This window comes from uncultured Zoogloea sp. (genome assembly GCF_937894855.1).
Taxonomy (GTDB): Bacteria; Pseudomonadota; Gammaproteobacteria; order Burkholderiales; family Rhodocyclaceae; genus Zoogloea; species Zoogloea oryzae.
Genome location: NZ_CALAYQ010000012.1, coordinates 1 through 20,751 on the forward strand (window position 1 = coordinate 1; position 20,751 = coordinate 20,751).

At 66.1% G+C, this 20,751-nt stretch carries 16 protein-coding genes, 1 other RNA gene and 1 pseudogene; 6 read left to right on the top strand and 12 right to left on the bottom strand.

Annotated elements, in window-relative coordinates; all coding sequences use genetic code 11:
- From Q0672_RS01030 to gyrA, 7 genes are all read right to left on the bottom strand, one after another.
- Positions 1-490, bottom strand: a 490-nt coding sequence (locus tag Q0672_RS01030; RefSeq protein WP_298618854.1) for a S1 RNA-binding domain-containing protein, incomplete at its 3' end; no start/stop codon positions are given.
- Between the two features lie 79 nt (positions 491-569).
- On the bottom strand, positions 570-2,531 hold the full coding sequence (locus Q0672_RS01035) for a bifunctional 3-phosphoshikimate 1-carboxyvinyltransferase/cytidylate kinase (RefSeq protein ID WP_298618856.1): 1,962 nt from the start codon (positions 2,529-2,531) through the stop codon (positions 570-572).
- An 83-nt stretch (positions 2,532-2,614) separates the two neighbouring features.
- Positions 2,615-3,508, bottom strand: coding sequence for a prephenate dehydrogenase/arogenate dehydrogenase family protein (locus Q0672_RS01040; protein ID WP_298618857.1), 894 nt, complete (start codon positions 3,506-3,508; stop codon positions 2,615-2,617).
- Positions 3,509-3,520: 12 nt separating this feature from the next.
- Positions 3,521-4,618, bottom strand: a complete 1,098-nt coding sequence (hisC, locus tag Q0672_RS01045) for a histidinol-phosphate transaminase (protein ID WP_298618858.1) — start codon at positions 4,616-4,618, stop codon at positions 3,521-3,523.
- Between the two features lie 18 nt (positions 4,619-4,636).
- Positions 4,637-5,728 (bottom strand): prephenate dehydratase, encoded by a 1,092-nt coding sequence (pheA, locus tag Q0672_RS01050; RefSeq protein ID WP_367179903.1) that lies wholly within the window; start codon positions 5,726-5,728, stop codon positions 4,637-4,639.
- Positions 5,729-5,751: 23 nt separating this feature from the next.
- On the bottom strand, positions 5,752-6,834 hold the full coding sequence (gene serC / locus Q0672_RS01055; RefSeq protein ID WP_298618860.1) for a 3-phosphoserine/phosphohydroxythreonine transaminase: 1,083 nt from the start codon (positions 6,832-6,834) through the stop codon (positions 5,752-5,754).
- 42 nt (positions 6,835-6,876) lie between these two features.
- A complete protein-coding gene (gene gyrA, locus Q0672_RS01060) occupies positions 6,877-9,459 on the bottom strand; it encodes a DNA gyrase subunit A (protein ID WP_298618862.1) in 2,583 nt (860 codons plus the stop codon).
- Positions 9,460-9,686: 227 nt separating this feature from the next.
- Between gyrA and Q0672_RS01065 the strand changes: the two genes are divergently transcribed.
- The 6 genes from Q0672_RS01065 to ssrA all read left to right on the top strand — a co-directional run bounded on the left by Q0672_RS01065 (position 9,687) and on the right by ssrA (position 14,516).
- Positions 9,687-10,406: an OmpA family protein gene (locus Q0672_RS01065; RefSeq protein ID WP_298618864.1), complete on the top strand. Its 720-nt coding sequence runs from the start codon at positions 9,687-9,689 to the stop codon at positions 10,404-10,406.
- Between the two features lie 72 nt (positions 10,407-10,478).
- The gene (locus Q0672_RS01070; protein WP_298618866.1) at positions 10,479-11,798 is read left to right on the top strand and encodes a TRZ/ATZ family hydrolase; all 1,320 of its coding nucleotides are present in this window, start codon (positions 10,479-10,481) and stop codon (positions 11,796-11,798) included.
- Positions 11,799-11,887: 89 nt separating this feature from the next.
- The gene (locus Q0672_RS01075; RefSeq protein ID WP_298618868.1) at positions 11,888-12,619 is read left to right on the top strand and encodes an OmpA family protein; all 732 of its coding nucleotides are present in this window, start codon (positions 11,888-11,890) and stop codon (positions 12,617-12,619) included.
- 118 nt (positions 12,620-12,737) lie between these two features.
- Complete coding sequence (gene ubiG, locus Q0672_RS01080) at positions 12,738-13,433, top strand: bifunctional 2-polyprenyl-6-hydroxyphenol methylase/3-demethylubiquinol 3-O-methyltransferase UbiG (RefSeq protein ID WP_284188248.1); 696 nt, start codon at positions 12,738-12,740, stop codon at positions 13,431-13,433.
- Entirely contained in the window at positions 13,426-14,076 is a 651-nt protein-coding gene (gene gph, locus Q0672_RS01085) for a phosphoglycolate phosphatase (protein ID WP_298618871.1), read from the top strand. Before ubiG ends, gph begins: the two co-directional genes overlap by 8 nt.
- A gap of 64 nt (positions 14,077-14,140) precedes the next feature.
- Positions 14,141-14,516: a transfer-messenger RNA gene (ssrA, locus tag Q0672_RS01090) on the top strand.
- A 466-nt stretch (positions 14,517-14,982) separates the two neighbouring features.
- Here the strand turns inward: ssrA and Q0672_RS23470 are convergent.
- The 5 genes and pseudogenes from Q0672_RS23470 to Q0672_RS01110 all read right to left on the bottom strand — a co-directional run.
- Positions 14,983-15,210 carry a 2-oxoacid:acceptor oxidoreductase family protein gene (locus tag Q0672_RS23470; protein WP_367179904.1) on the bottom strand — a complete coding sequence of 76 codons (228 nt, stop codon included), beginning with the start codon at positions 15,208-15,210 and terminating at the stop codon, positions 14,983-14,985.
- Between the two features lie 28 nt (positions 15,211-15,238).
- Positions 15,239-15,586, bottom strand: coding sequence for an indolepyruvate oxidoreductase subunit beta (locus Q0672_RS23475; protein WP_367179906.1), 348 nt, complete (start codon positions 15,584-15,586; stop codon positions 15,239-15,241).
- Positions 15,587-15,599: 13 nt separating this feature from the next.
- Positions 15,600-17,464, bottom strand: a pseudogene (locus Q0672_RS01100) (thiamine pyrophosphate-dependent enzyme).
- Between the two features lie 113 nt (positions 17,465-17,577).
- Entirely contained in the window at positions 17,578-18,216 is a 639-nt protein-coding gene (locus Q0672_RS01105) for a response regulator transcription factor (protein WP_298618873.1), read from the bottom strand.
- Positions 18,191-20,751 (bottom strand): PAS domain S-box protein (locus Q0672_RS01110; protein WP_298618875.1); only part of this gene is annotated, 2,561 nt, incomplete at its 5' end. The genes Q0672_RS01105 and Q0672_RS01110, both read right to left, overlap by 26 nt.

A 20,751-nucleotide genomic window follows, 5' to 3' on the forward strand; every position in this document is an offset into this window, starting at 1 on the left:
CGCGGAATTCGAATTCCTTGCCTTCGAACGGGGTGGTGTCCTTGACCGGACGCATGTCGACCAGGGAACCCGGGAGGAAGGCGCGAATGCCATTGACCATGACGGTCAGGCCACCCTTCACCTTGCCGGTGATCATGCCCTTGACGAGGATCGCGTCGTTCAGGGCCTTGTCGAGGTCGTTCCAGGCGGCGATGCGCTTGGCCTTGTCGCGGGAAAGGCGGGTCTCGCCGTAGCCGTCTTCGAGCTGCTCGATGGCAACCTGGACGTAGTCGCCGACTTGGGCGGCAAGCTCACCGCGGTCGGTGCGGAATTCGTCGAGGGGGATGTAGCTCTCGGACTTCAGGCCGGCGTTGACGACCACGAAGTTCTGGTCGATACGCACGACTTCGGCGGTGATGACTTCACCGGCGCGCATTTCCTGGCGATTGAGGGACTCCTCAAACAGCGCGGCAAAACTTTCCTCGAAGGAAGCAGGGGTGGCAGTGGACATAGAAAAAAAGAACCTTACAACCGTTGTGACACGGCGGTTGGTTGAAAAACTTCCGCGCCCGGGCGGGCTGCGGAAGACGTCAGCTACGAAGTACCGCGGCCTGCTGAAGCACGAAATCGACCGCCTGTTGGATGGTCATTTCCGATGTATCGAGCAGCGCTGCATCCTCGCTTCTTTTCAGTGGCGCGACGGCGCGCTGGGAATCCCGGGCGTCACGTTCACGCAAGTCACTGAGCAGATCGTCCATGTTAGCAGGCATTCCTTTATCGATCAACTGCTTATATCGACGTTCGGCGCGCGCTTCGGCAGACGCGGTGAGGAAGATCTTGACCGGGGCATCAGGGAAGATCACCGAGCCGATGTCACGCCCTTCGGCTACCAGCCCGGGGGCACGACGGTAGGCGCGCTGGCGCCAGAACAGCGCCTCGCGAACCGCCGGCAGGACGGCCACCTTGGAGGCGCCCACCGAGCAGGCTTCGCTGCGGATGGCGTTGGTCACATCGTCGCCGGCGAGGAACACCGTGTCGCCTTCGAAGGTCGCCGGCAGCGCAGCGGCGATGCGGGCGAGCGCCGCTTCGTCGTCCAGGGCCACGCCTTCGCGCATCCCGGCGAGAGCGACGAGGCGGTACAGGGAGCCGCTGTCCAGGTGCTGGAAACCCAGGGCCTCGGCTACCCGGGCGCCGACGGTGCCCTTGCCGGACGCCGACGGGCCGTCAATGCCGATCACCGGCACCGGCGTGGCGATGCCGGCAAAGGTGGTGAAGTATTCCGGGAAGGTCTTGTTCACGCACTTCGGGTCATTGATGCGCACGTACGGGCCGCCCAGGGTGGCGAGGGAGAAGCACATCGCGACCCGGTGATCCTCGTAGGTGTCGATCACCGCCCGCTGCAGCTGGGCAGGCGGGGTGATGCGGATGCTCTCGGAGAACTCCTCGACCTCCGCGCCAAGCTTGCGCAGCTCGGTCGCCATGGCGGCGATGCGGTCGGTTTCCTTGACCCGCCAGCTGCCGATGTTGCGTAGATGGGTGGTGCCGTCGGCAAAGAGCGCCGCGACGGCCAGGGTCATCGCGGCATCCGGGATGTGGTTGAGGTCCAGATCGATGGCCTTGAGCTTGCCGGAGGCCGGGCCTCGCGCTTCGATCCAGTCGTCGCCCCAGGTGATCTCGGCGCCCATCTCGGCCAGCGCATCGGCGAACTTCACGTCGCCCTGGATGCTGCGCTTGCCGGCACCGACCACCCGCACGGGGCCACCGCCCAGCGCGCCGGCGGCAAGGAAGTAGCTGGCGGTGGAGGCATCGCCCTCAACGGCGATCCGCCCCGGCGACACGTAGCCCTGGCCGGCCGGCACGATGAAGCGGCTCCAGCCGTCGCGCTGGACGATCACGCCGAAGCGCTCCATCAGGTTGAGGGTGATCTCGACGTAGGGCCGGCTGATGAGCTCGCCTTCCACGTCGATGATGAGGGGCTTGTCGCGGGCCACCAGCGGCGCCGCCTGCAGCAGCCCGGTGAGGAACTGGCTGGACACGTTGCCGCGCACGCTGACGCGCTCGGCGCCCAGTTGGGCCGGCTTGAGCGCCAGGGGCGGATAGCCCTCCTGCCCCAGCCATTCGACGCACGCGCCGAGCTGCTTGAGGCCGTCCACCAGATCGCCGATGGGGCGCTCGTGCATGCGCGGCACGCCCGACAGGCTCACCACCGCGCCCGGATCGTCGCAACCCGACAGGCTGGCGACGATGGCCGGCACCAGGGTGCGGATGCTGAGGCCGGAGTTGCCCACAAAAAGATCGGCCTTGAGCTGGCCAAAGCGGCCGCCGCAGCCCGTCACCCGCAGGGCGTCGCCCTCCTCGGCCACGGGCACGCCCAGCGCGACGATGGCGTTGCGCATCACGCGCGTGTCGTCGGAATCAAGCAGCGCCTCGACGAGGGTCTCGCCCTCGGCCAGCGCCGCCAGCAGCAGCACGCGGTTGGAGATGCTCTTCGAGCCGGGCAGGCGCACGGTGCCGGCGGCCTTCAGCATCGGCGGCAGATCGATGAATTCCATGGGGACTCCTATTTCAGGGGGTGGCGCTTCCGCCCGCAGCCGGCGATGGCAGCCGGACGGAAGGCTCGACAATCGGAACGGGCTCACTCGCCCGAAGGCGAGGCCGGAAAGGCCTTGTCGGCCCAGGTGTTGCGGGCGCGGCTGGCTTCATCGAAGACGGCCTCCAGCGCCGGGCCATCGCCCGCCACCAGCAGGGCGCGCAGATAGGCCAATTCGGAAAGATAGGCGTCGAGTTCGGCGAGCAGCGAATGACGGTTGGCCACGCAGATGTCCCGCCACATCTCGGGATGGCTGCCGGCCACCCGGGTGAAATCCCGGAAGCCGCTCGCGGCGTAGCTGAAGAGCTGCTCGGCGTTGGCGCGGCCGGCCAGATCGTGCACCAGGCCGAAGGCCAGGAGGTGCGGCAGGTGGCTGACGGCGGCGAAGACGCGGTCGTGTTCCTGGGGGCTCATCTCGTGGAGCACGGCGCCGCAGGCCGCCCAGACATCCCGCACCCGGGCGATGGCCTCGGGGCGGTTCTCGGGCAGCGGCGTGACGACCACCTTGCGGCCGACGTAGAGCTCGGCGCGGGCCGCCACCGGGCCGCTCTTCTCGGCGCCGGCGATGGGGTGCGCAGGCACCACGTTGGGCAGGCGATGGCCCAGGTGGCGGTAGATCGCCTCGATCACGTCGCGCTTGGTGCTGCCGGCATCGGTGACGATGGTGTCAGGGCCCAGATGCGGGGCAATGGCCGCCGCCACGGCGTCCATCTGGCCGACCGGCATCGCCAGCAGGACCAGATCAGCGCCCTGCAGGGCCGTTGCCCAGTCGGTGGAGATTTCGTCGATGAGGCCGAGTTCGCGGGCCTTGGCCAGAGGCTCGGGGCGACGCCCCACGCCGACGATGTGATTGACGAGGCCCGCCTTGCGCAGCGCGAGGGCGAAGGAGCCACCGATCAGGCCGACGCCGCAGACGACCAGCTTGTCGATCTTGTTCACGCCGGGCACCGCTCAGGCCAGGGCTGCAGGCAGGACTTCGAGGAAGCGGGCGTTCTCGCTCTCGAGGCCGATGGAGACGCGCAGCCATTCGGGCATGCCGTAGCCGCCGATGGGGCGGACGATCACGCCCTGGCGCAGCAGGCGCTGATTGACGCCGGCGCCATCGCCCACCTTGAAGGTGACGAAGTTGCCGTAGGACGGGATCCACTCCAGCCCAAGGCGCGTGAAGCCGTCGCACAACTGCTTCATGCCGGCGGCGTTGAGCTCGAAGCTGCGCTGGAGGAATTCGTCGTCGAATAGCGCCGCAGCCGCGGCGGCGAGGCCCGGGATGCACACGTTGAACGGCTGACGCACCCGGTTGAGCAGGTCGATCACCGCCGGGTTGCCGATGCCGTAGCCCACACGCAGGCCGGCGAGCCCATACGCCTTCGAGAAGGTGCGGCTGACCAGCAGGTTGGGGAAGCGGGCAACCCAGGCGATGGCGTCGTAGCGGTCGGCCGGGGCGAGGTATTCGGTGTAGGCCTCGTCCAGCACCACCAGCACATCCGCCGGCACACGGGCGAGAAAGGCCTCGAGCTCGGCTCCGGGCACGAAGGTCCCGGTGGGGTTGTTGGGGTTGGCGATGAAGATGACGCGGGTGGCCGGCGTGATCGCCGCCAGCATGGCGTCGAGGTCGTGGCCGAACGCCTTGGCCGGCACTTCGATGCCGCGGGCGCCGGCCGCCTGGGTCGCGAGCGGATAGACGGCGAAGGCGTGCTGGGCGTAGATCGCGTCGCGGTCGGGGCCGAGGAAGGCGCCGGCGACCATCTCGAGGATGTCGTTGGAGCCGTTGCCGAGGACGATCTGGTTCATCGCCACGCCGTAGCGGCGGCACAGGGCGTCCTTCAACTCGAAACCGTTGCCGTCGGGGTAGCGGGCGATGTCGGCAAGCGACGCCTGCATCGCGGCGCGGGCCTTCTCGCCGACACCGAGGGGGTTCTCGTTGGAGGCGAGCTTGACGATGGATTCCTCGGCCAGCCCCATCTCGCGGGCCAGTTCGGAAATCGGCTTGCCAGGCTGATAGGGAGAGATCGCCCGGATGTGGGCGGGCGCCAGATCACACAAACGCATCGGAGACTCCAGGAGAAATCAGTACACAGCCTGGGGGTAGGAACCCAGGACTTTCAGACAGGCAGCCCGATCGGCCAGGGCATCGAGGGCAGCCTTGACCGCCGGATCGTCGCGATGGCCTTCGACGTCCACGTAGAACACGTATTCCCACAGGGCCGAGCGGGCCGGGCGCGATTCGAGGCGACTCATGGACACGCCCGCATCGGCCAGCGGGGCGAGCAGTTCGTGCATCGCACCGGGGCGGTTGCTGGCGGACATGATCAGTGAGGTCTTGTCGGCGCCAGAGCGGCCGGCGTCGTGGCGACCGAGCACGAAGAAGCGGGTGGTGTTGTTGGGCTCGTCCTCGATGTTCTCGACCAGCCGCGGCAGGTCGTAGCGCTCAGAGGCTGCCTCGCCGGCGATCGCCGCGGCGCCCGGCTCGAGGGATGCCAGCCGGGCCGCTTCGGCGTTGCTGCCGACGGGAATCCGCGGCACGCCGGGCAGCGAGCGGTTGAGCCACTCGTGGCACTGAGCCAGGGACTGGGCGTGGGAATACACCTTGCGGATGCTGCCAAGGCTGGACTCGCGGGTCATCAGGTGCTGATGGATACGCACGACCACCTCGCCGCAGATCTTGAGCGAGGTGCCGAAGAGCAGATCAAGGGTGCGACCGACGGCGCCCTCGGTGGAATTCTCGACCGGCACGACGCCATACTGGGCATGACCGGCTTCGACCTCGCGGAACACGTCGTCGATGCTGCCCTGGGGCGCCAGCCGCGCGGCGTGGCCGAAGTGCTTGACCGCAGCGCTCTCGGAAAAGGTGCCCAGCGGGCCAAGAAAGGCCACGCCGAGGGGGTTCTCGAGGGACAGGCAGGCCGACATCACCTCCCGGAAGAAGAAGGTGACGCTCTCGTCGGGCAGCGGCCCGGCGTTGAGATCCTGGATGCGGCGCAGCACCTGGGCTTCGCGCTCGGGGCGGTAAACCTGCCCGAACTCGCCATACTTGGCCTTGATTTCACCCACGTGCTGGGCGCATCTGGCGCGCTCGTTGAGCAGCGCCAGGATCTGTGCGTCGATGGCGTCGATCTGGGCGCGAACAACACCCAGTTCCTGCAGCATCCCCTCGTTCATGCCCTCTCCTGAAAATGCGCCGCTCACGCCCGGCGCGCAGCGAAATCCTGCATCAGCTCGACCAGCGCGTCGATGCCTTCGAGCGACATGGCGTTGTAGATCGACGCCCGCATGCCTCCCACCGACTTGTGGCCCTTGAGCCCTTCCAGCCGGCGCTCGGCAGCAGCCGCCAGGAATGCGGCATCCAGCGCGCCATCGGCCAGAGTGAAGGGCACGTTCATGCGCGAGCGGCAATCGACCGCCACCGGGTTGCGGTAGAAGCCGCCGCTGCCATCGATCGCGTCATAGAGCCGCTTTGCCTTGGCGATGTTGGCCGCCTCGACCGCAGCCACGCCCCCCTTGGCGAGCAGGTGCTTGAAGATCAGCCCCGCCAGATAGATGCTGAAGGTCGGTGGGGTGTTGAGCATCGAGCCGTTCTCGGCCATCACCGCAAAGTCCATCACGGTGGGCGTGGTGGGCGCAGCCTTGCCCAGCAGGTCTTCGCGGACGATCACGATGACGAGGCCAGCCGGGCCGATGTTCTTTTGCGCGCCGGCGTAGATCAACCCGTACTTCGAGACGTCCATCGGACGCGACAGGATGTGCGAGCTCATGTCGGCCACCACCGGCACGCCGGCCGGCGTTTCGGGCAGGTCGAACATCTCGACGCCGTGGATGGTTTCGTTGGTGCACAGATGCACGTAGGCAGCCGAAGGATCGAAGCTCAGCTCGCCGGCGCCCGGCAGGCGGGTGAAGGCATCGGCCTCGGTGGAGCCCGCCAGACGCGCCTTGCCGACGCGCTGGGCTTCCTTGATGGCCTTCTTCGACCACGAACCGGTGACCACGTAATCCGCCGAGCCGCCGGCCAGCAGATTCATCGGGATCTGCGCGAACATCTGGGTGGCCCCGCCCTGCAGGAACAGCACCTTGTAGCTGGACGGGATGCCCATCAGCGTGCGCAGGTCGGCCTCGGCCGATTCGATCACGCCGGTGAAATCCTTGCCCCGGTGGGACATCTCCATGATGCTCATGCCGCGACCATGCCAGTCGAGGAGTTCGTCGCGGGCCTTTTCGAGGACCGGAGTCGGCAGCACTGCCGGCCCCGCCGAGAAATTGAAGATACGCATCGTCTGAATCCTGAATTACGGGTTGCTCTTGCTGCTCAAGCCTCAGGCTTCCGGGGCGCCTTCGCCGCCGACTTCCTGCTCGTCCTCGTCGCCTTCGAGGATCTTCTGCACGCCGGAGAGGGTGCTGCCCTCATCCACCGAGATCAGCGTCACGCCCTGGGTGGCGCGGCCCATCTCGCGGATCTCGGAGACGCGGGTGCGCACCAGAACACCGCCGGTGGTGATCAGCATCAGCTGATCCTTCTCGGTAACCAGCGTGGCGGCGACGACCTTGCCGTTACGGTCGGAGGTCTGGATCGCGATCATGCCCTTGGTGCCGCGGCCGTGGCGGGTGTATTCGGCGATCGGGGTGCGCTTGCCGAAGCCGTTTTCGGTGGCGGTGAGCACGCTCGGCGATTCGTCGCCGGAGACCACCATCGCGATCACGCTCTGGCCCTCCTCGAGCATCATGCCGCGCACGCCGCGGGCCTGACGGCCCATCGGACGCACATCGTTCTCGGAGAAGCGCACCGCCTTGCCGGCGTCGGAGAACATCATCACGTCGTGCTTGCCGTCGGTGATCGCCACGCCAACCAGGAAGTCGCCCTCGTCCAGCCCCACGGCGATGATGCCGGCCTTGCGGGGGTTGGAGAAGTCGGTGAGCGGGGTCTTCTTGACGGTGCCCTGGGCGGTGGCCATGAAGATGAAGTGACCTTCGTCGAACTCCTTGACCGGCAGCACGGCGGTGATCTTCTCACCCTCCAGCAGCGGGAAGAGGTTGACGATGGGCTTGCCGCGGGAATTGCGGTTGCCTTCCGGCACCTCATACACCTTGAGCCAGTACAGCCGGCCACGATTGGAGAAGCACAGGATGTGGTCGTGGGTGTTGGCCACGAAGAGCTGGTCGACGAAGTCGTCGTCCTTGACCGCCGCCGCCTGCTTACCACGGCCGCCGCGCTTCTGGGCGCGGTAGTCGGTGAGCGGCTGGCGCTTGAAGTAGCCGGTGTGGGACAGAGTGACGACCATATCCTGGGGCGCGATCAGATCCTCGATATTGATGTCGGCGGTGTTCATCACCACCTCGGAGCGGCGCGGGTCGCCGAACTGCTGCTTGATGAGCGCAAGCTCGTCGCCGATGATCGCGGTGATCCGCTCCGGCCGGGCCAGGATGTCCAGCAGGTCGGCGATGGTGTCCATCACCTCGCGGTATTCCGCGACGATCTTGTCCTGTTCGAGGCCGGTCAGGCGCTGCAGGCGCAGTTCAAGGATCGCTTGCGCCTGAGCGTCGGAGAGGCGGTAGCCCTGCTCCGACAGGCCGAACTCCGGCGCGAGGCCTTCGGGGCGGAAGGCGGCAGCGTCGGCAACGGCGCGGTGGAGCATCTCCTCGACCAGCGCCGAACGCCACTGGCGGCCCATCAGCGCCTTCTTGGCTTCCGGCGGCGTGGGCGCGGCCTTGATGAGGGCGATGATCTCGTCCACGTTCGAGAGCGCAACGGCCAGGCCTTCGAGGATGTGGCCGCGCTCGCGGGCCTTGCGCAGTTCGAAGATGGTGCGACGGGTGACCACCTCGCGCCGGTGGGCGAGGAAGCAGTCGATCATCTGGCGCAGGTTGAGCAGGCGCGGCTTGCCATCCACCAGCGCCACCATGTTCATGCCGAAGGTGTCCTGCAGCTGGGTCTGCTTGAACAGGTTGTTCAGCACCACGTCGGGCATCTCGTTACGCTTGAGCTCGATGACCACGCGCATGCCCGACTTGTCGGATTCGTCGCGGATCTCGCTGATGCCTTCGATCCGCTTTTCGTTCACCAGCTCGGCGATCTTCTCGAGCAGGGTCTTCTTGTTAACCTGATACGGGATCTCGTCGACGATGATCGCCTGGCGATCGCCCTTGCCGATGTCCTCGAAGTGCGTGCGCGCGCGCATCACCACCCGACCGCGGCCGGTGCGGTAGCCTTCGTGCACGCCGGAGAGGCCGTAGATCAGCGCGGCGGTGGGAAAATCCGGGGCGGGGACGATCTTGATGAGCTCGTCGATGGAAACATCGGGCTCCTGCAGCAGGCGCAGGCAGGCATCGACGACTTCGGTGAGGTTGTGGGGCGGAATGTTGGTCGCCATGCCCACCGCGATACCGCCGGAGCCGTTGATGAGCAGGTTCGGGATGCGCGCCGGCAGCACCAGCGGCTCTTTCTCGGAGCCGTCGTAGTTGGGGCCGAAGTCGACGGTTTCCTTGTCGATGTCGGCCAGCAGCTCGTGGCCGATCTTGGCCATGCGGATTTCGGTGTAACGCATGGCCGCCGCGCTGTCGCCATCCACCGAGCCGAAGTTGCCCTGGCCATCCACCAGCATGTAGCGCAGCGAGAAATCCTGGGCCATCCGCACGATGGTGTCGTAAACCGACTGATCGCCGTGGGGGTGATACTTACCGATCACGTCACCGACGATACGGGCGGATTTCTTGTAAGCCTTGTTCCAGTCGTTGCCCAGCTCGTGCATGGCAAACAGCACGCGCCGATGCACGGGTTTCAGGCCATCGCGTACATCCGGCAGGGCCCGCCCGACGATCACGCTCATCGCGTAATCCAGGTAGGCGTGACGCATCTCGTCTTCGAGGCTGATGGGTAAGGTTTCTTTGGCGAACGGGATCATGGCACCGCGAGGAATCGACTATTCGTCGAAGAGACGAAAAACGGTAAGTTTAGCACGCCGCCGCAAGCCGCTTTCGGCTCGCATCACCCACCACGCCCCGACCTGCCCATCCGTGTGCGCTCCTTGTTCGTTGTGACGGCCCGGCTTCATATGCTCTAATCGGCAGGTCAATCACCATCACGAGACGGGTGCCCCGAGCGCCCCATCCAACCTGAGGAGGAAACCCCATGAACGCAGCCAAGTTTCGCCTGGCGTCCGCCACCGTCCTGATGCTCGCCAGCCTGTCGGCCATGGCGCAATCCAAGGACATCGTCGTCGATCCGAAGGGCGAAGTCCCCTACGCCATCGACCAGCGCAACGCTGTCGTCAAGAGCGGCACCGATCTGTGCTGGCGCACCGGTTACTGGACGCCCGCGGCCGCCGGCGAGGTGAAGGCAGGCGAACTGCCCGTGGGCTGCGAATGCGACAAGGACGTCGTCGGCGCCGAGAAGTGTTCGCCCCCTGCCCGCGCCGCTGCACCGGCAGCGCCCGCAGCCCCGGCCGCACCGGCCGTCGCACCCAAGTGTGATTTCACCAGCCACCTGGCTGCCGACACCGGCTTCGCCTTCAACAAGGCCACGCTCACCCCGGCCGCCAAGGCCCATCTCGACAGCGCGATCATCGGCAAGCTCTCCAGCTGCGCCCAAGTCACCGCCGTCATCGTCACCGGCCACACCGACCGCCTCGGCTCCCAGAGCTACAACCAGAAGCTCTCCGACAAGCGCGCCGATGCCGTCCGCGCCTACCTCGTCAGCCGCGGCATGAACGCCGACGTGATCGACACCATGGGCGCCGGCAAGACCCAGCCGATCAAGAGCTGCGACGACAAGCTCGGCCGCAAGAAGCTGATCGAGTGCCTCGCCCCCAATCGCCGCGTCACCGTGGACGTCAAGGGCACGGCCAAGTAACGATCGGCCCGCTTCTGTTTCATCCAAACCCCGCCCAGCGCGGGGTTTTTTCCGCCCACGCCGAGAACCACCATGACACCGACGCCGGTCGACCTGCTCATCGAAGCCCGCTGGATCATTCCCGTGGAGCCGGACAACACCACCTTCGAGCACCACGCGATCGCGGTGCACGATGGGCGCATCGTCGCCGTCCTGCCCATCGCCGAGGCGCGAACCCGGTTTGCCGCCACCGAAACCGTCAGCCTGCCCGACCACATCGTCACTCCCGGCTTCGTCAATCTCCACTGCCATGCCGCCATGACCCTCATGCGCGGCCTGGCCGACGACCTCCCGCTGATGCGCTGGCTGCAGGAGGCGATCTGGCCCGCCGAATCCCGCCACGCCTCCCACGCCTTCGTGCGGGATGGCAGCCTGCTCGCCGCCGCCGAGATGCTCCGGGGCGGCATCACCACCTGCAACGACATGTACTTCTTCCCCGAGGCCACAGCCGAAGCCTTCGCACGCCTCGGGCTGCGCGGCGTGCTCGGGATCACCGTCATCGAATTCCCCTCCCAGTACGCCGCCGACGCCGACGACTACCTGCGCAAGGGCCTCGAAGCCCGCGACGCCTGGCGCGACAATCCGCTGATCCGCTTCGCCCTCGCACCCCACGCACCCTACACCGTCTCCAACAAGAGCTTCGAGCGCATCGGCGCCCTCGCCGACGAACTCGAACTGCCCATCCATATACATATCCACGAAACCGCCGGTGAAGTCGCCGACAGCGTCAGGGAGTTCGGACAGCGCCCCGTCGCCCGGCTCGAATCCCTCGGACTGCTCGGCCCCAGCCTAATCGGCGTCCACGCCGTCCATCTCGACACCGAGGACATCGAACGGCTGGCGATCCACCAGTGCGCCATTGCCCACTGCCCCACGTCCAACATGAAGCTCGCCAGCGGCGCCGCGCCAGTCGCGTCCCTGCTTGATCGCCAGCTGGCGGTCGGGCTGGGCAGCGACGGTGCAGCGAGCAACAACCGCCTCGACCTGCTGCGCGAGATGCGCCAGGCGAGCCTCCTTGCAAAGCTCCAGACCAGCGACGCCGCCACCCTGCCCGCCCACCAGGCCCTGCGGATGGCCACCCTGGGCGGCGCCCGTGCCCTCGGGCTCGACGCGGAGATCGGTTCGATCGAACCCGGCAAGGCCGCCGACATCGCCGCCCTCAGGATCGACGACCCGGACGAGCTACCCTGTTACCATCCGGCATCCCACCTCATCCACGTGCTGGACCGCCGCGCAGTGTCGGACGTGTGGGTCGGTGGACAACGGCGAGTAAAGCATGGGAAACTGTTGCAAATAACCAACACGGAGCTATTGGGCATCGCCCGCCTATGGCAGAATAAGCTCCGCCAATGAATTGGATATGCTGCCTGAGTTCGTAATGCGCTCAAGCGGCATGGATGAATTTTCCGGTTCTATCCCTTTGCCTTGCGACGAGGAAAACGATGATCAAACAAGCCAAAAAACAACTGCTGATGGCCGCCGCACTTGCCGCTCTCGGCCTGTCCGCTTCCGCCAGCTTCGCCAAAGACGTCGTTGTCGATACGAAAGGCGAAGTGCCTTACGTGATCGATGGCCGCAACGTCGTTGCTCGCAGCGGTTTCGACCTCTGCTGGCGCACTGGCTACTGGACCCCGGCCGCCGCCACCAACACCCTGCAGGCTGACAACAACCTGCCGGTTGGCTGCGAATGCGACAAGGATGTCGTCCCGGCTGACAAGTGCGTTGTTGCTGCCGCTCCGGCTGCTGGCGCCAAGGCTGCTGCTCCGGCTGCTGTCGCTCCGGTTTCCGACAAGGTCAAGCTGGCTGCCGACGCCCTCTTTGAATTCGACAAGGCCGTCCTGCTGCCCGCCGGCAAGGCCAAGCTTGACGATCTGGCTGCCAAGGCCAAGACCGTGAAGCTGGAAGTGATCCTGGCCGTTGGCCACACCGACCGCATCGGTGGCGACGCCTACAACCAGAAGCTGTCCGAGAAGCGTGCTGCCGCCGTCAAGACCTACCTGGTCGGCAAGGGCGTTGAAGCCAACCGTGTTTACACTGAAGGCAAGGGCGAGAAGCAGCCCGTCACCACTGGCAAGTGCAACAACCTCGGCAAGGAAAGCGGCAAGAACAAGAAGCTGGTCGATTGCCTGCAGCCGGATCGTCGCGTCGAAATCGAAGTCATCGGCACCAAGTAATCCGTCGATCTTCAGACTTCACGTCGTACTCAAAAAGCCCTGCCCTGCAGGGCTTTTTGTTTTTCAGCCGGGCGCAATACAATCGCACCCTGTCATTTCGATTCAAAGCCAACTCACGATGAACGCCGATCCCGCCGAACTGCAGAAATTCAGTGACCTCGCCCACCGCTGGTGGGATCCCGAATCCGAATTCAAACCGCTTCACCAGATCAACCCCTTGCGGCTCGACTGGATCGACGGCGCCGCCCAGATCGCCGGCAAGAAAGTCGTCGATATCGGCTGTGGCGGCGGCATCCTCGCCGAGTCCATGGCAGCCCGCGGGGCACAGGTCACAGGGGTCGACCTTTCGGAGAAAGCCCTCGGCGTGGCCCGACTGCATCTCTACGAAAGCGGCCAGACCGTCGATTACCGGCACATCTCAGCCGAAGACATCGCCCGGGAATGCCCCGGCAGCTTTGACGTCGTCACCTGCATGGAAATGCTCGAGCACGTCCCGGACCCAGCCAGCACCATCAGGGCCTGCGCCGCGCTCGTGAAGCCCGGCGGGCACGTCTTCTTCTCCACGCTCAACCGAAACCTCAAGTCTTACCTGATGGCGGTGGTCGGCGCCGAATACGTGCTCAAGATGCTGCCGATGGGCACCCACGAGTACGCCAAGTTCATCAAGCCATCCGAACTGGCTCGTTACGTGCGCGAGGCGGGCCTGGATGTCGAGGAACTCATCGGCATGTCCTACAACCCGATCAGCAAGGTCTATTCGCTCGGGCGCGACACCGACGTCAATTACCTGATGCGCACCACCCGGCATGGCTGACGCCGTCTTCTTCGATCTCGATGGAACCCTGGCGGACACCGCGCCCGATTTCGCACGGATCCTTCACCGCATGCAGATCGAACACGGACTTGCCCCCACCCCGTTTGAAGCCGTGCGCGCCCAGGTCTCCCACGGGGTGCGCGGCATGCTCGGCGTCGGCTTCGGCATCTTGCCGGATGCCGACACCTACCCCGGGCTGGCGGCGCGCTTTCTAGAGCTTTACGCTGAGGGACTATGTATCAGGACCTGCCTGTTCCCGGGCATGGCCGAACTGCTGGCTCACCTTGAAAGCCACGGCGTGCCCTGGGGTATCGTCACCAACAAGCCCGAGCGTTACACCCACCCGCTGATCGCCGCGCTCGGTCTCACGGCGCGAAGCGCGTGCGTCGTGGGTGGCGATACCGCCGCCCGCGCCAAACCCCATCCCGATCCGCTCCTGCACGCCTGCGCCGCGATAGACGTCGAGCCGACCCGCTGCCTGTATGTCGGCGACGACATCCGTGACATCACAGCCGGCAAGGCCGCCGGAATGAAAACCCTGGCCGCCGCATACGGCTACCTCGGCACGGACGATCCAATCCACACCTGGGGCGCCCATTCGATCATCGCCCACCCCATGGATGTCCTTCCCCATCTCGCCTGAGCGAAAGACATGTTATGATCGGGAACTTTCCAGCCACCGCTGGAGACTAAACATTGCATCACAAGGGGCTGACCTGGCTTCGACGTGGGTGCGGAGTTAATGTAGGGCATGCCGAGCACTCCAGTTCGCTCGTAAATCTGTCTGGAAATCAATTAAACGCCAACGACGAAAAGTTCGCGCTCGCCGCTTAAACCCGGCGAACCGCTCACCGGATGGCCGATGGTCCGGGTTGAGGGTCGCAAGATCTAAGACAGAGCGGTCATTTACATTGGCTGGTTCGATATAGGGTCACTATGTATCGAATAAGACTAAGTGACTGGCGGCCTGCGTAGCGTGCTCCTGCGCGACGAAGGCAGCGAGATTCAAATCAGGCGGCTACGCATGTAGAACTACTTAATGAAGGCTTGCGGACGGGGGTTCGATTCCCCCCAGCTCCACCAGAATCGAGTCCGGGATGTTCCGGAGAAGGCCGAGAAACCTAGCAAGATCAGGGTTCTTGGCCTTTTTTACGTCCAAGGCAGTCCGAGCAGGGTTATTGCATTCCGGAAGCAAGCTGGGGCAACAACTACCCTGCCCGCCGGCGCCGCCCCCAAAGGCCCCTCACCCAAGCCGCCATCCTGCCCGCGGACGGCTGGAAACGGCCCGCGGCGCCGTTCAAAGTGGAAGACTGGTTTTTGCGCTACCTCGTAGCGATCGGACCCACAGAACGTGCCCCGACGGGAGATTGCACGGCGCCCTCCCCCAAGCCATTGAAAAGCACATCGCCGCCTTGGCCAATCCGCCCGAGGTCGGCACCCTGCTCCACGCCGTCGATGTCTTCCGGGGTACGCTGATGCTGCAATCAACCTTGAAGCCGTCCGCTGGAGTTCGTCCGGCCCGGCGATAGTGACGCCCTGGGCCGACTATCTAGACCACCAGCGCCGCCGCCCGCTCCCGGCCGGCGTCGAAGGCGCGCAGATTCACGTCGCGCTTCCCGGGCTTGCGCTGGGCGAAGCGGGCCTCGACCGCATCCCGCAGCACCTCGGCGGGAAACGGCAGGTGATCCGACATGGCGCCCAGCATCACCGTGTTGCCGAGGCGGATGTCGCCGAACTCCAGCGCGATCTCGGCCGCATCGAAGGCCTGCAGCGGCACGCCCAGGGCGCGCAGCTGGCCGACCGGATCATCCGGGTAATTCGAACACGCCGCACTCCACCACCGGCGGCGACAGGCGCGAGGTGTTGGTGAGCACCGGCGCGCCCGGGCGCAGCATGTGGGCCCAGCGCAGCGTCTCGGCGGCCTCGAAGCCCACCAGCAGGTCGGCCTCGCCCTGGGCGATCTGGGGCGACAGCACCCGCTCGCCAAAGCGCAGGTGCGACACCACCACCCCGCCCCGCTGGCTCATGCCCGCCACTTCGGTTTTCTTGGCGTCGAAGCCGAGGGCCAGCGCCGCTTCGGCGAGGATCTCGGTGGCGGTCATCACGCCCTGGCCGCCGATGCCGCATACGAGGATGTTGGTATTACGTTGCATTGCACCGCCCTCCTCAGCCACGGCTCATGAAGCGCACCGGCACCACCGGCGCGGCGTGAACAATCGCCTTTGGCGCGCAGGGCTGGACGCACAGCCCACAACCCGTGCAGGCGCTGGTCTCGATACGCACAAAGGCGAGGTCGACCTCCTTGCCCGACGGCTTGATGGCCTTGTCGCGGCGGGTCACATGGATCGCCGGGCAGCCCACCTCGAGGCAGTTGCCGCAGCCGGTGCAGGTGTCGTCGATCACCGCGTAGGGCGGCGTCTTCTTGTAGTCGTCGATGAGCACGCAGGGCCGGTCGGTGATGATCACCGAGGGCTCGTCGATCTTGGTCTCCTCCCGCAGCGTCTTGAAGAGCACCGGCAGCTGGTAGGGATCGACCACCCGGATGCGCTCCTTCTTCACCCCGAGCGCCTCGCACATGCGCGGAAAATCCACCCGCGGCGCTTCGGCGCCATGGATGTCGCGGCCGGTGGCCGGGTTGTCCTGGCCGCCGGTCATGCCCACCGCGCGGTTGTCGAGCAGCAGCACCGTCACGTTGCCGCCGTTGTAGGTGATGTCGAGCAGGCCCTGCATGCCCATGTGCATGAAGGTCGAGTCGCCGATCACCGCGACGATCTTCTTGTTGCGGTCGGAGTCGCCACGCCCCTTGTCCATGCCCAGCGCCATGCCCATCGAGGCGCCCATCGAGATGCAGGTATCCAGCGCGTTCCACGGGTGGCCGGCGCCCAGGGTGTAGCAGCCGATGTCACCGGAGATGATGATGTTCTTGAGCTGGGACAGCGTGTAGTAGATGCCCAGATGCGGACAGGCCACACACATGGTGGGCTGCCGCGGGAAGACCTGCTGGGCCGGCAGCGCGTCGACTTCGGGCGGGGCCTCGCCGCGCAGGCGGGCCACGCCTCGGCGCAGCACCTCGGGCGACAGCTCGCCCAGGCGCGGCAGCACGTCCTTGCCCACGCAGGCGATGCCGGCGGCCTTGATCTCCGCTTCGACGAGCGGTTCGGTCTCCTCCACCACCAGCAAGGTTTCAACCCCGGCAGCCAGTTCGCGCACCAGATCGAGGGGCAGCGGGTAGCTCATCCCGAGCTTGAGCACCGGCGCATCGGGGAAGGCCTCACGCACGTGCATGTAGGCCGGACCGGAGGTGACGAAGCCGATCCGCCGGTCGGGGCCGGATTCGATGCGATTGAGCGGCGACACCGACGCCTCGGCGCGCAGGGCCGCCTCCCGCTCGAACATCAGCGGCAGACGCGGTTTGGCGTTGCCGGGCACCATTACCCAGCGTCGCGGGTCCTTGATGAAGCCGGTCGGCTCGTGGGCCTCGGGCGGGGCGAGTTCGACTCGGCCCTTCACGTGGCAGATGCGGGTGGTGAGGCGCAGGATCACCGGCACGCGGAACTGCTCGGACAGCCGGAAGGCCGCCCGGGTCATGTCGTAGGCTTCCTGGGAATCGGCCGGCTCCAGCACCGGCACGTGGGCGAAGCGCCCCCAGAAGCGCGAATCCTGCTCGTTCTGGGATGACGACATGCCACGTCGTCGGCCACAGCGATCACCAGACCGCCCTCGACGCCGGTGACGGTCATGGTCATCAGGGCGTCGGAGGCCACGTTGAGCCCCACGTGCTTCATCGCAGAGAACGCCCGGGCGCCCATCATCGACGCGCCCAGCGCCACTTCGAGGGCGACCTTTTCGTTGGGCGACCACTCGGCGTAGAGGCCGGGGAAACGGGCCAGCACTTCGAGTATCTCGGTGCTCGGCGTGCCGGGATAGGCGGCCGCCACACGCACGCCGGCATCCCGCGCGGCGTGAGCGACGGCGTCGTTACCGGACAGGAACAGGCGGTTTGCCGCGGTGGCGGTCAGGGCGTTCCCCATGAAGCAACTCTCCGACAGGATGAAGCCGGAGAGTGTAGAAAGCCCCGCCGCGGACGAGCTTGAGACAGGTCAACTAAAGATACATTTTTTCTAAAGCCAACTGAAAATATGTATCACGATCGACCCGCAACCCCTTCGATCGCCATGACGTTCTGGACGAGCTCAGCCAGGGATTGCGCGCCCATCTTCTCCATCACGCGGGCGCGATGGACTTCCACCGTCTTGATACTGATTCCGAGCACATCGGCGATCTGTTTGTTCAGCTTTCCGACGATGATGAGGTCCAGCACCTCGCGCTCGCGCTGGGTGAGCTGGTCGAGCCGGCGGGAGACTTCGGCGTCCTGGCGGCGGCGGTCGCGGCTCTCGCGCTCCTTGGCGAGGCACTGGCTCACCAGGTGCAGCAGGTCGTTATCGTTGAAGGGCTTCTCGATGAAATCCACCGCGCCCTTCTTGAGCGCCGCCACCGCCATCGGCACGTCGCCGTGGCCGGTGATGAAGATGACCGGCAGGGTGCAGTACTGGGCACGCAGGCGCTCGTGGAGCTCCAGCCCGCTCATCCCCGGCATGCGCACGTCCAGCAGCAGGCAGCCGTTGAACTCCGGCCGCCAGCGGCGCAGGAAATCTTCGGCCGACGGGAAGGCGGCGACCTTGAAACCCTGGGATTCGAGCAGCCAGACGAGGGAATCCCGTAGGGCTTCATCGTCATCCACCAGATAGATGATTTGTTCAGGCGTCGATTCGGGCGCTTTCAAGGGGAGTCTCCAAAGGCAGGGTGAAGCGGAAGATACATCCTCCGGCGGGGTTCGCGTCCACCCACAGGCGGCCGTTGTGGAATTCGACGATCGAGCGGCAGATGTTGAGGCCCATGCCCATGCCCTCGGCCTTGGTGGTGTAGAACGGCGAGAACAGTTTTTCGCGGGCTTCGTCGGAGAGGCCGTGACCCCGGTCGGCCACCGACACCTCGACCAGATTATGCTCGGCGATCCTCGCCGACACCGTGAGGACGCGCTCCTCGGCGGGCGTCTCGCGCATGGCCTCGATGCCGTTCTTGACGAGGTTGAGCACCACCTGCTCGATCATCACGGTGTCGGCAAACACCGGCGGCAGATCGGCGGGGATCTGGCTCACCACCTGGGCAACGTGGCGGCGGGCGTCGATCTCGACAAAGCCGATGGCGTCCTCGACGATGCCGGACAGGGCCACCAGCTGGCGCCGCGGCTCGCTCTTCTTCACGAACTCGCGCACCCGGCGGATGATCCGCCCGGCCCGCTCGGCCTGGGCGCTGGCCTTCTGCATCGCGGTGAGGATGTCCTCCTGGCGATATTCGCCCGACTGCAGGCGATTGACGCAGCCCATCGAGTAATTGGCGATCGCCGCCAGCGGCTGGTTGAGCTCGTGGGCCAGCGTGGAGGCCATCTCGCCCATGGTGATGAGGCGCGAGGTGCGCTGCAGGCGTTCCTGCTGGGCGCGGTTTTCTTCTTCGACGCGCTTCTTGTCGGTGATGTCGGTGGCGATCGCCATCCGCACCACGCGGCCATCCACCCAGCGGGTGGCACGCTCGCGGATGTGATACCAGCGGCCGGAAAGCCCGTTCTGCAGCTCGCCGTCGTAGAGCTCGCGGGGCACCTGCTGGGGCGACAGGCGGCGCGGGTCCACGTCGTACCAGTTGGTGTCGGGTGGCGTGGGCAGGCCGTAGATGCCGACCCGCTGGCCCACCGCATCAAAGCCGTAGATGCTCTTGAAGGCGCGGTTGGCGAAGAGGATCTCGTCGTTGGCGGCGTCGGCCACGTACACCGCCGCGTCGAGGCCGTCGAGAATCGCCACGAAGCGCTCGTGGGCGGCCTCCAGCTGGGCGCGCACGCGCTTGGGCTCGGTGATGTCGGTGATGGAGGCCATCCAGCCGGTCTGTCGGCCGTCCCCGTCGATCAGCGGCGACAGGTAGAAACGCGCATCCATGCTCTCGCCGTTCTTGCGCTGCACGCGCATCTCGAAGCCGGTGGAGGGCGCGTTGCCGCTCAGGGTGAGTTCCAGGTTGTGCTGCAAGGTCTCGATCTCGTCGGGCGGCCAGTAGGGGAAAGGTGGAGCCGAACCCACCAGCTCCTCCCGCGACCAGCCGGTCATGCGGCAGAAGGCCGGGTTCACGTAGGTGATGCGGCCGGTCAGGTCGATGGCCCGCAGGCCGGTGATGAGGGATTCCTCCATCGACTGGCGGAAGGCATATTCGTGGTGGAGCGCCTCCTCCGCCGCCTTGCGCCCGGTGATGTCGTGGGCGACGGCGTACATCAGCTTCTCCTCGGGCACCGAGTTGATGCTCCAGGCCAGCCAGCGGTAGCTGCCATCGGCGCAGCGGCAGCGGTTCTCGAAGGCCTCCGGCGTGCCTGCCGCCAGGCTGCGCAGGCGCACCACTGAGTCGGCCACGTCGTCCGGGTGGATGTAATCGAGGAGCGAACTGCCCGGCAGCGCCTCGGGCGAATATCCCAGGATGCGCTCGAAGGCCGGGTTGCAGCGCCGGAACAGCCCGTCGTGAGCCATCACCGCCAGCATGTCGAGGGACAGGTTGAACAGCCGGTCGCGCTCCTTCTCCACCCGCACCCGGCGCAGCATGTGGGCCCGCAATGCCCACAGGCTCCACAGCACGAAGAACGACAGCCCGACGATCACCGCAATCGGAAAGCCCTTCGGCAGCTCGCTGTCCACGTGGTAGGCGGTGGCCTGCAGCGCCAGCCCGTTGCCCGGCGGATCGAGCGGCACCGAGAACTCGAGGCTCTCGTCCAGCGCCCGCAGCGTGGAATTGGCCGCCAGCAGCTCGCCCTTGGCGTTGGTGAAGGACAGCCGGTATTTCTCGCCGAACCAGCTCGGCACCAGGTGCGCCACCATCCGTTCGATGGAATACACCGCGACGATCGCCCCCAGCGGCTGGCGCCCCTGCTGCACCGGCAGGTACACCTCCAGCACTGCCATGTTGCGGCCATTCACGTAGGCCTCGCCATACACCGGCCGGCCCAGCTCGCGGGATCGCGCAAGCACTGCCACCTGCACCTGCGACAGCCCGTCGCCCACCAGCCAGTCGGTGGTGTCGAAGGGCGCTGTCCACTTCACCCGCTGGTCGCCGGTCACCCACACGATGTTCACCAGCTCGGGGTTGTTGGCGATGTGCTGGTTGGCCCGCACCTGAAAACCGTCGCCATCCAGCGTGCCCGCGGCCAGCTCCCGCGCCAGCTGGCCCAGGAACTCCTCGGTGCCCTGCATGTGCAGGCGCATGGTCTGCTCGGCCCACTGCACGTCGC

Bases quoted from the DNA above. Each gene is read 5' to 3' on its own strand.
- Q0672_RS01035 (WP_298618856.1), bottom strand. From the start codon at position 2,531: ATGGAATTCATCGATCTGCCGCCGATGCTGAAGGCCGCCGGCACCGTG.
- hisC (WP_298618858.1), bottom strand. From the start codon at position 4,618: ATGCGTTTGTGTGATCTGGCGCCCGCCCACATCCGGGCGATCTCTCCC.
- pheA (WP_367179903.1), bottom strand. From the start codon at position 5,728: ATGAACGAGGGGATGCTGCAGGAACTGGGTGTTGTTCGCGCCCAGATC.
- serC (WP_298618860.1), bottom strand. From the start codon at position 6,834: ATGCGTATCTTCAATTTCTCGGCGGGGCCGGCAGTGCTGCCGACTCCG.
- gyrA (WP_298618862.1), bottom strand. From the start codon at position 9,459: ATGATCCCGTTCGCCAAAGAAACCTTACCCATCAGCCTCGAAGACGAG.
- Q0672_RS01065 (WP_298618864.1), top strand. From the start codon at position 9,687: ATGAACGCAGCCAAGTTTCGCCTGGCGTCCGCCACCGTCCTGATGCTC.
- Q0672_RS01070 (WP_298618866.1), top strand. From the start codon at position 10,479: ATGACACCGACGCCGGTCGACCTGCTCATCGAAGCCCGCTGGATCATT.
- Q0672_RS01075 (WP_298618868.1), top strand. From the start codon at position 11,888: ATGATCAAACAAGCCAAAAAACAACTGCTGATGGCCGCCGCACTTGCC.
- ubiG (WP_284188248.1), top strand. From the start codon at position 12,738: ATGAACGCCGATCCCGCCGAACTGCAGAAATTCAGTGACCTCGCCCAC.
- gph (WP_298618871.1), top strand. From the start codon at position 13,426: ATGGCTGACGCCGTCTTCTTCGATCTCGATGGAACCCTGGCGGACACC.
- Q0672_RS23475 (WP_367179906.1), bottom strand. From the start codon at position 15,586: ATGCAACGTAATACCAACATCCTCGTATGCGGCATCGGCGGCCAGGGC.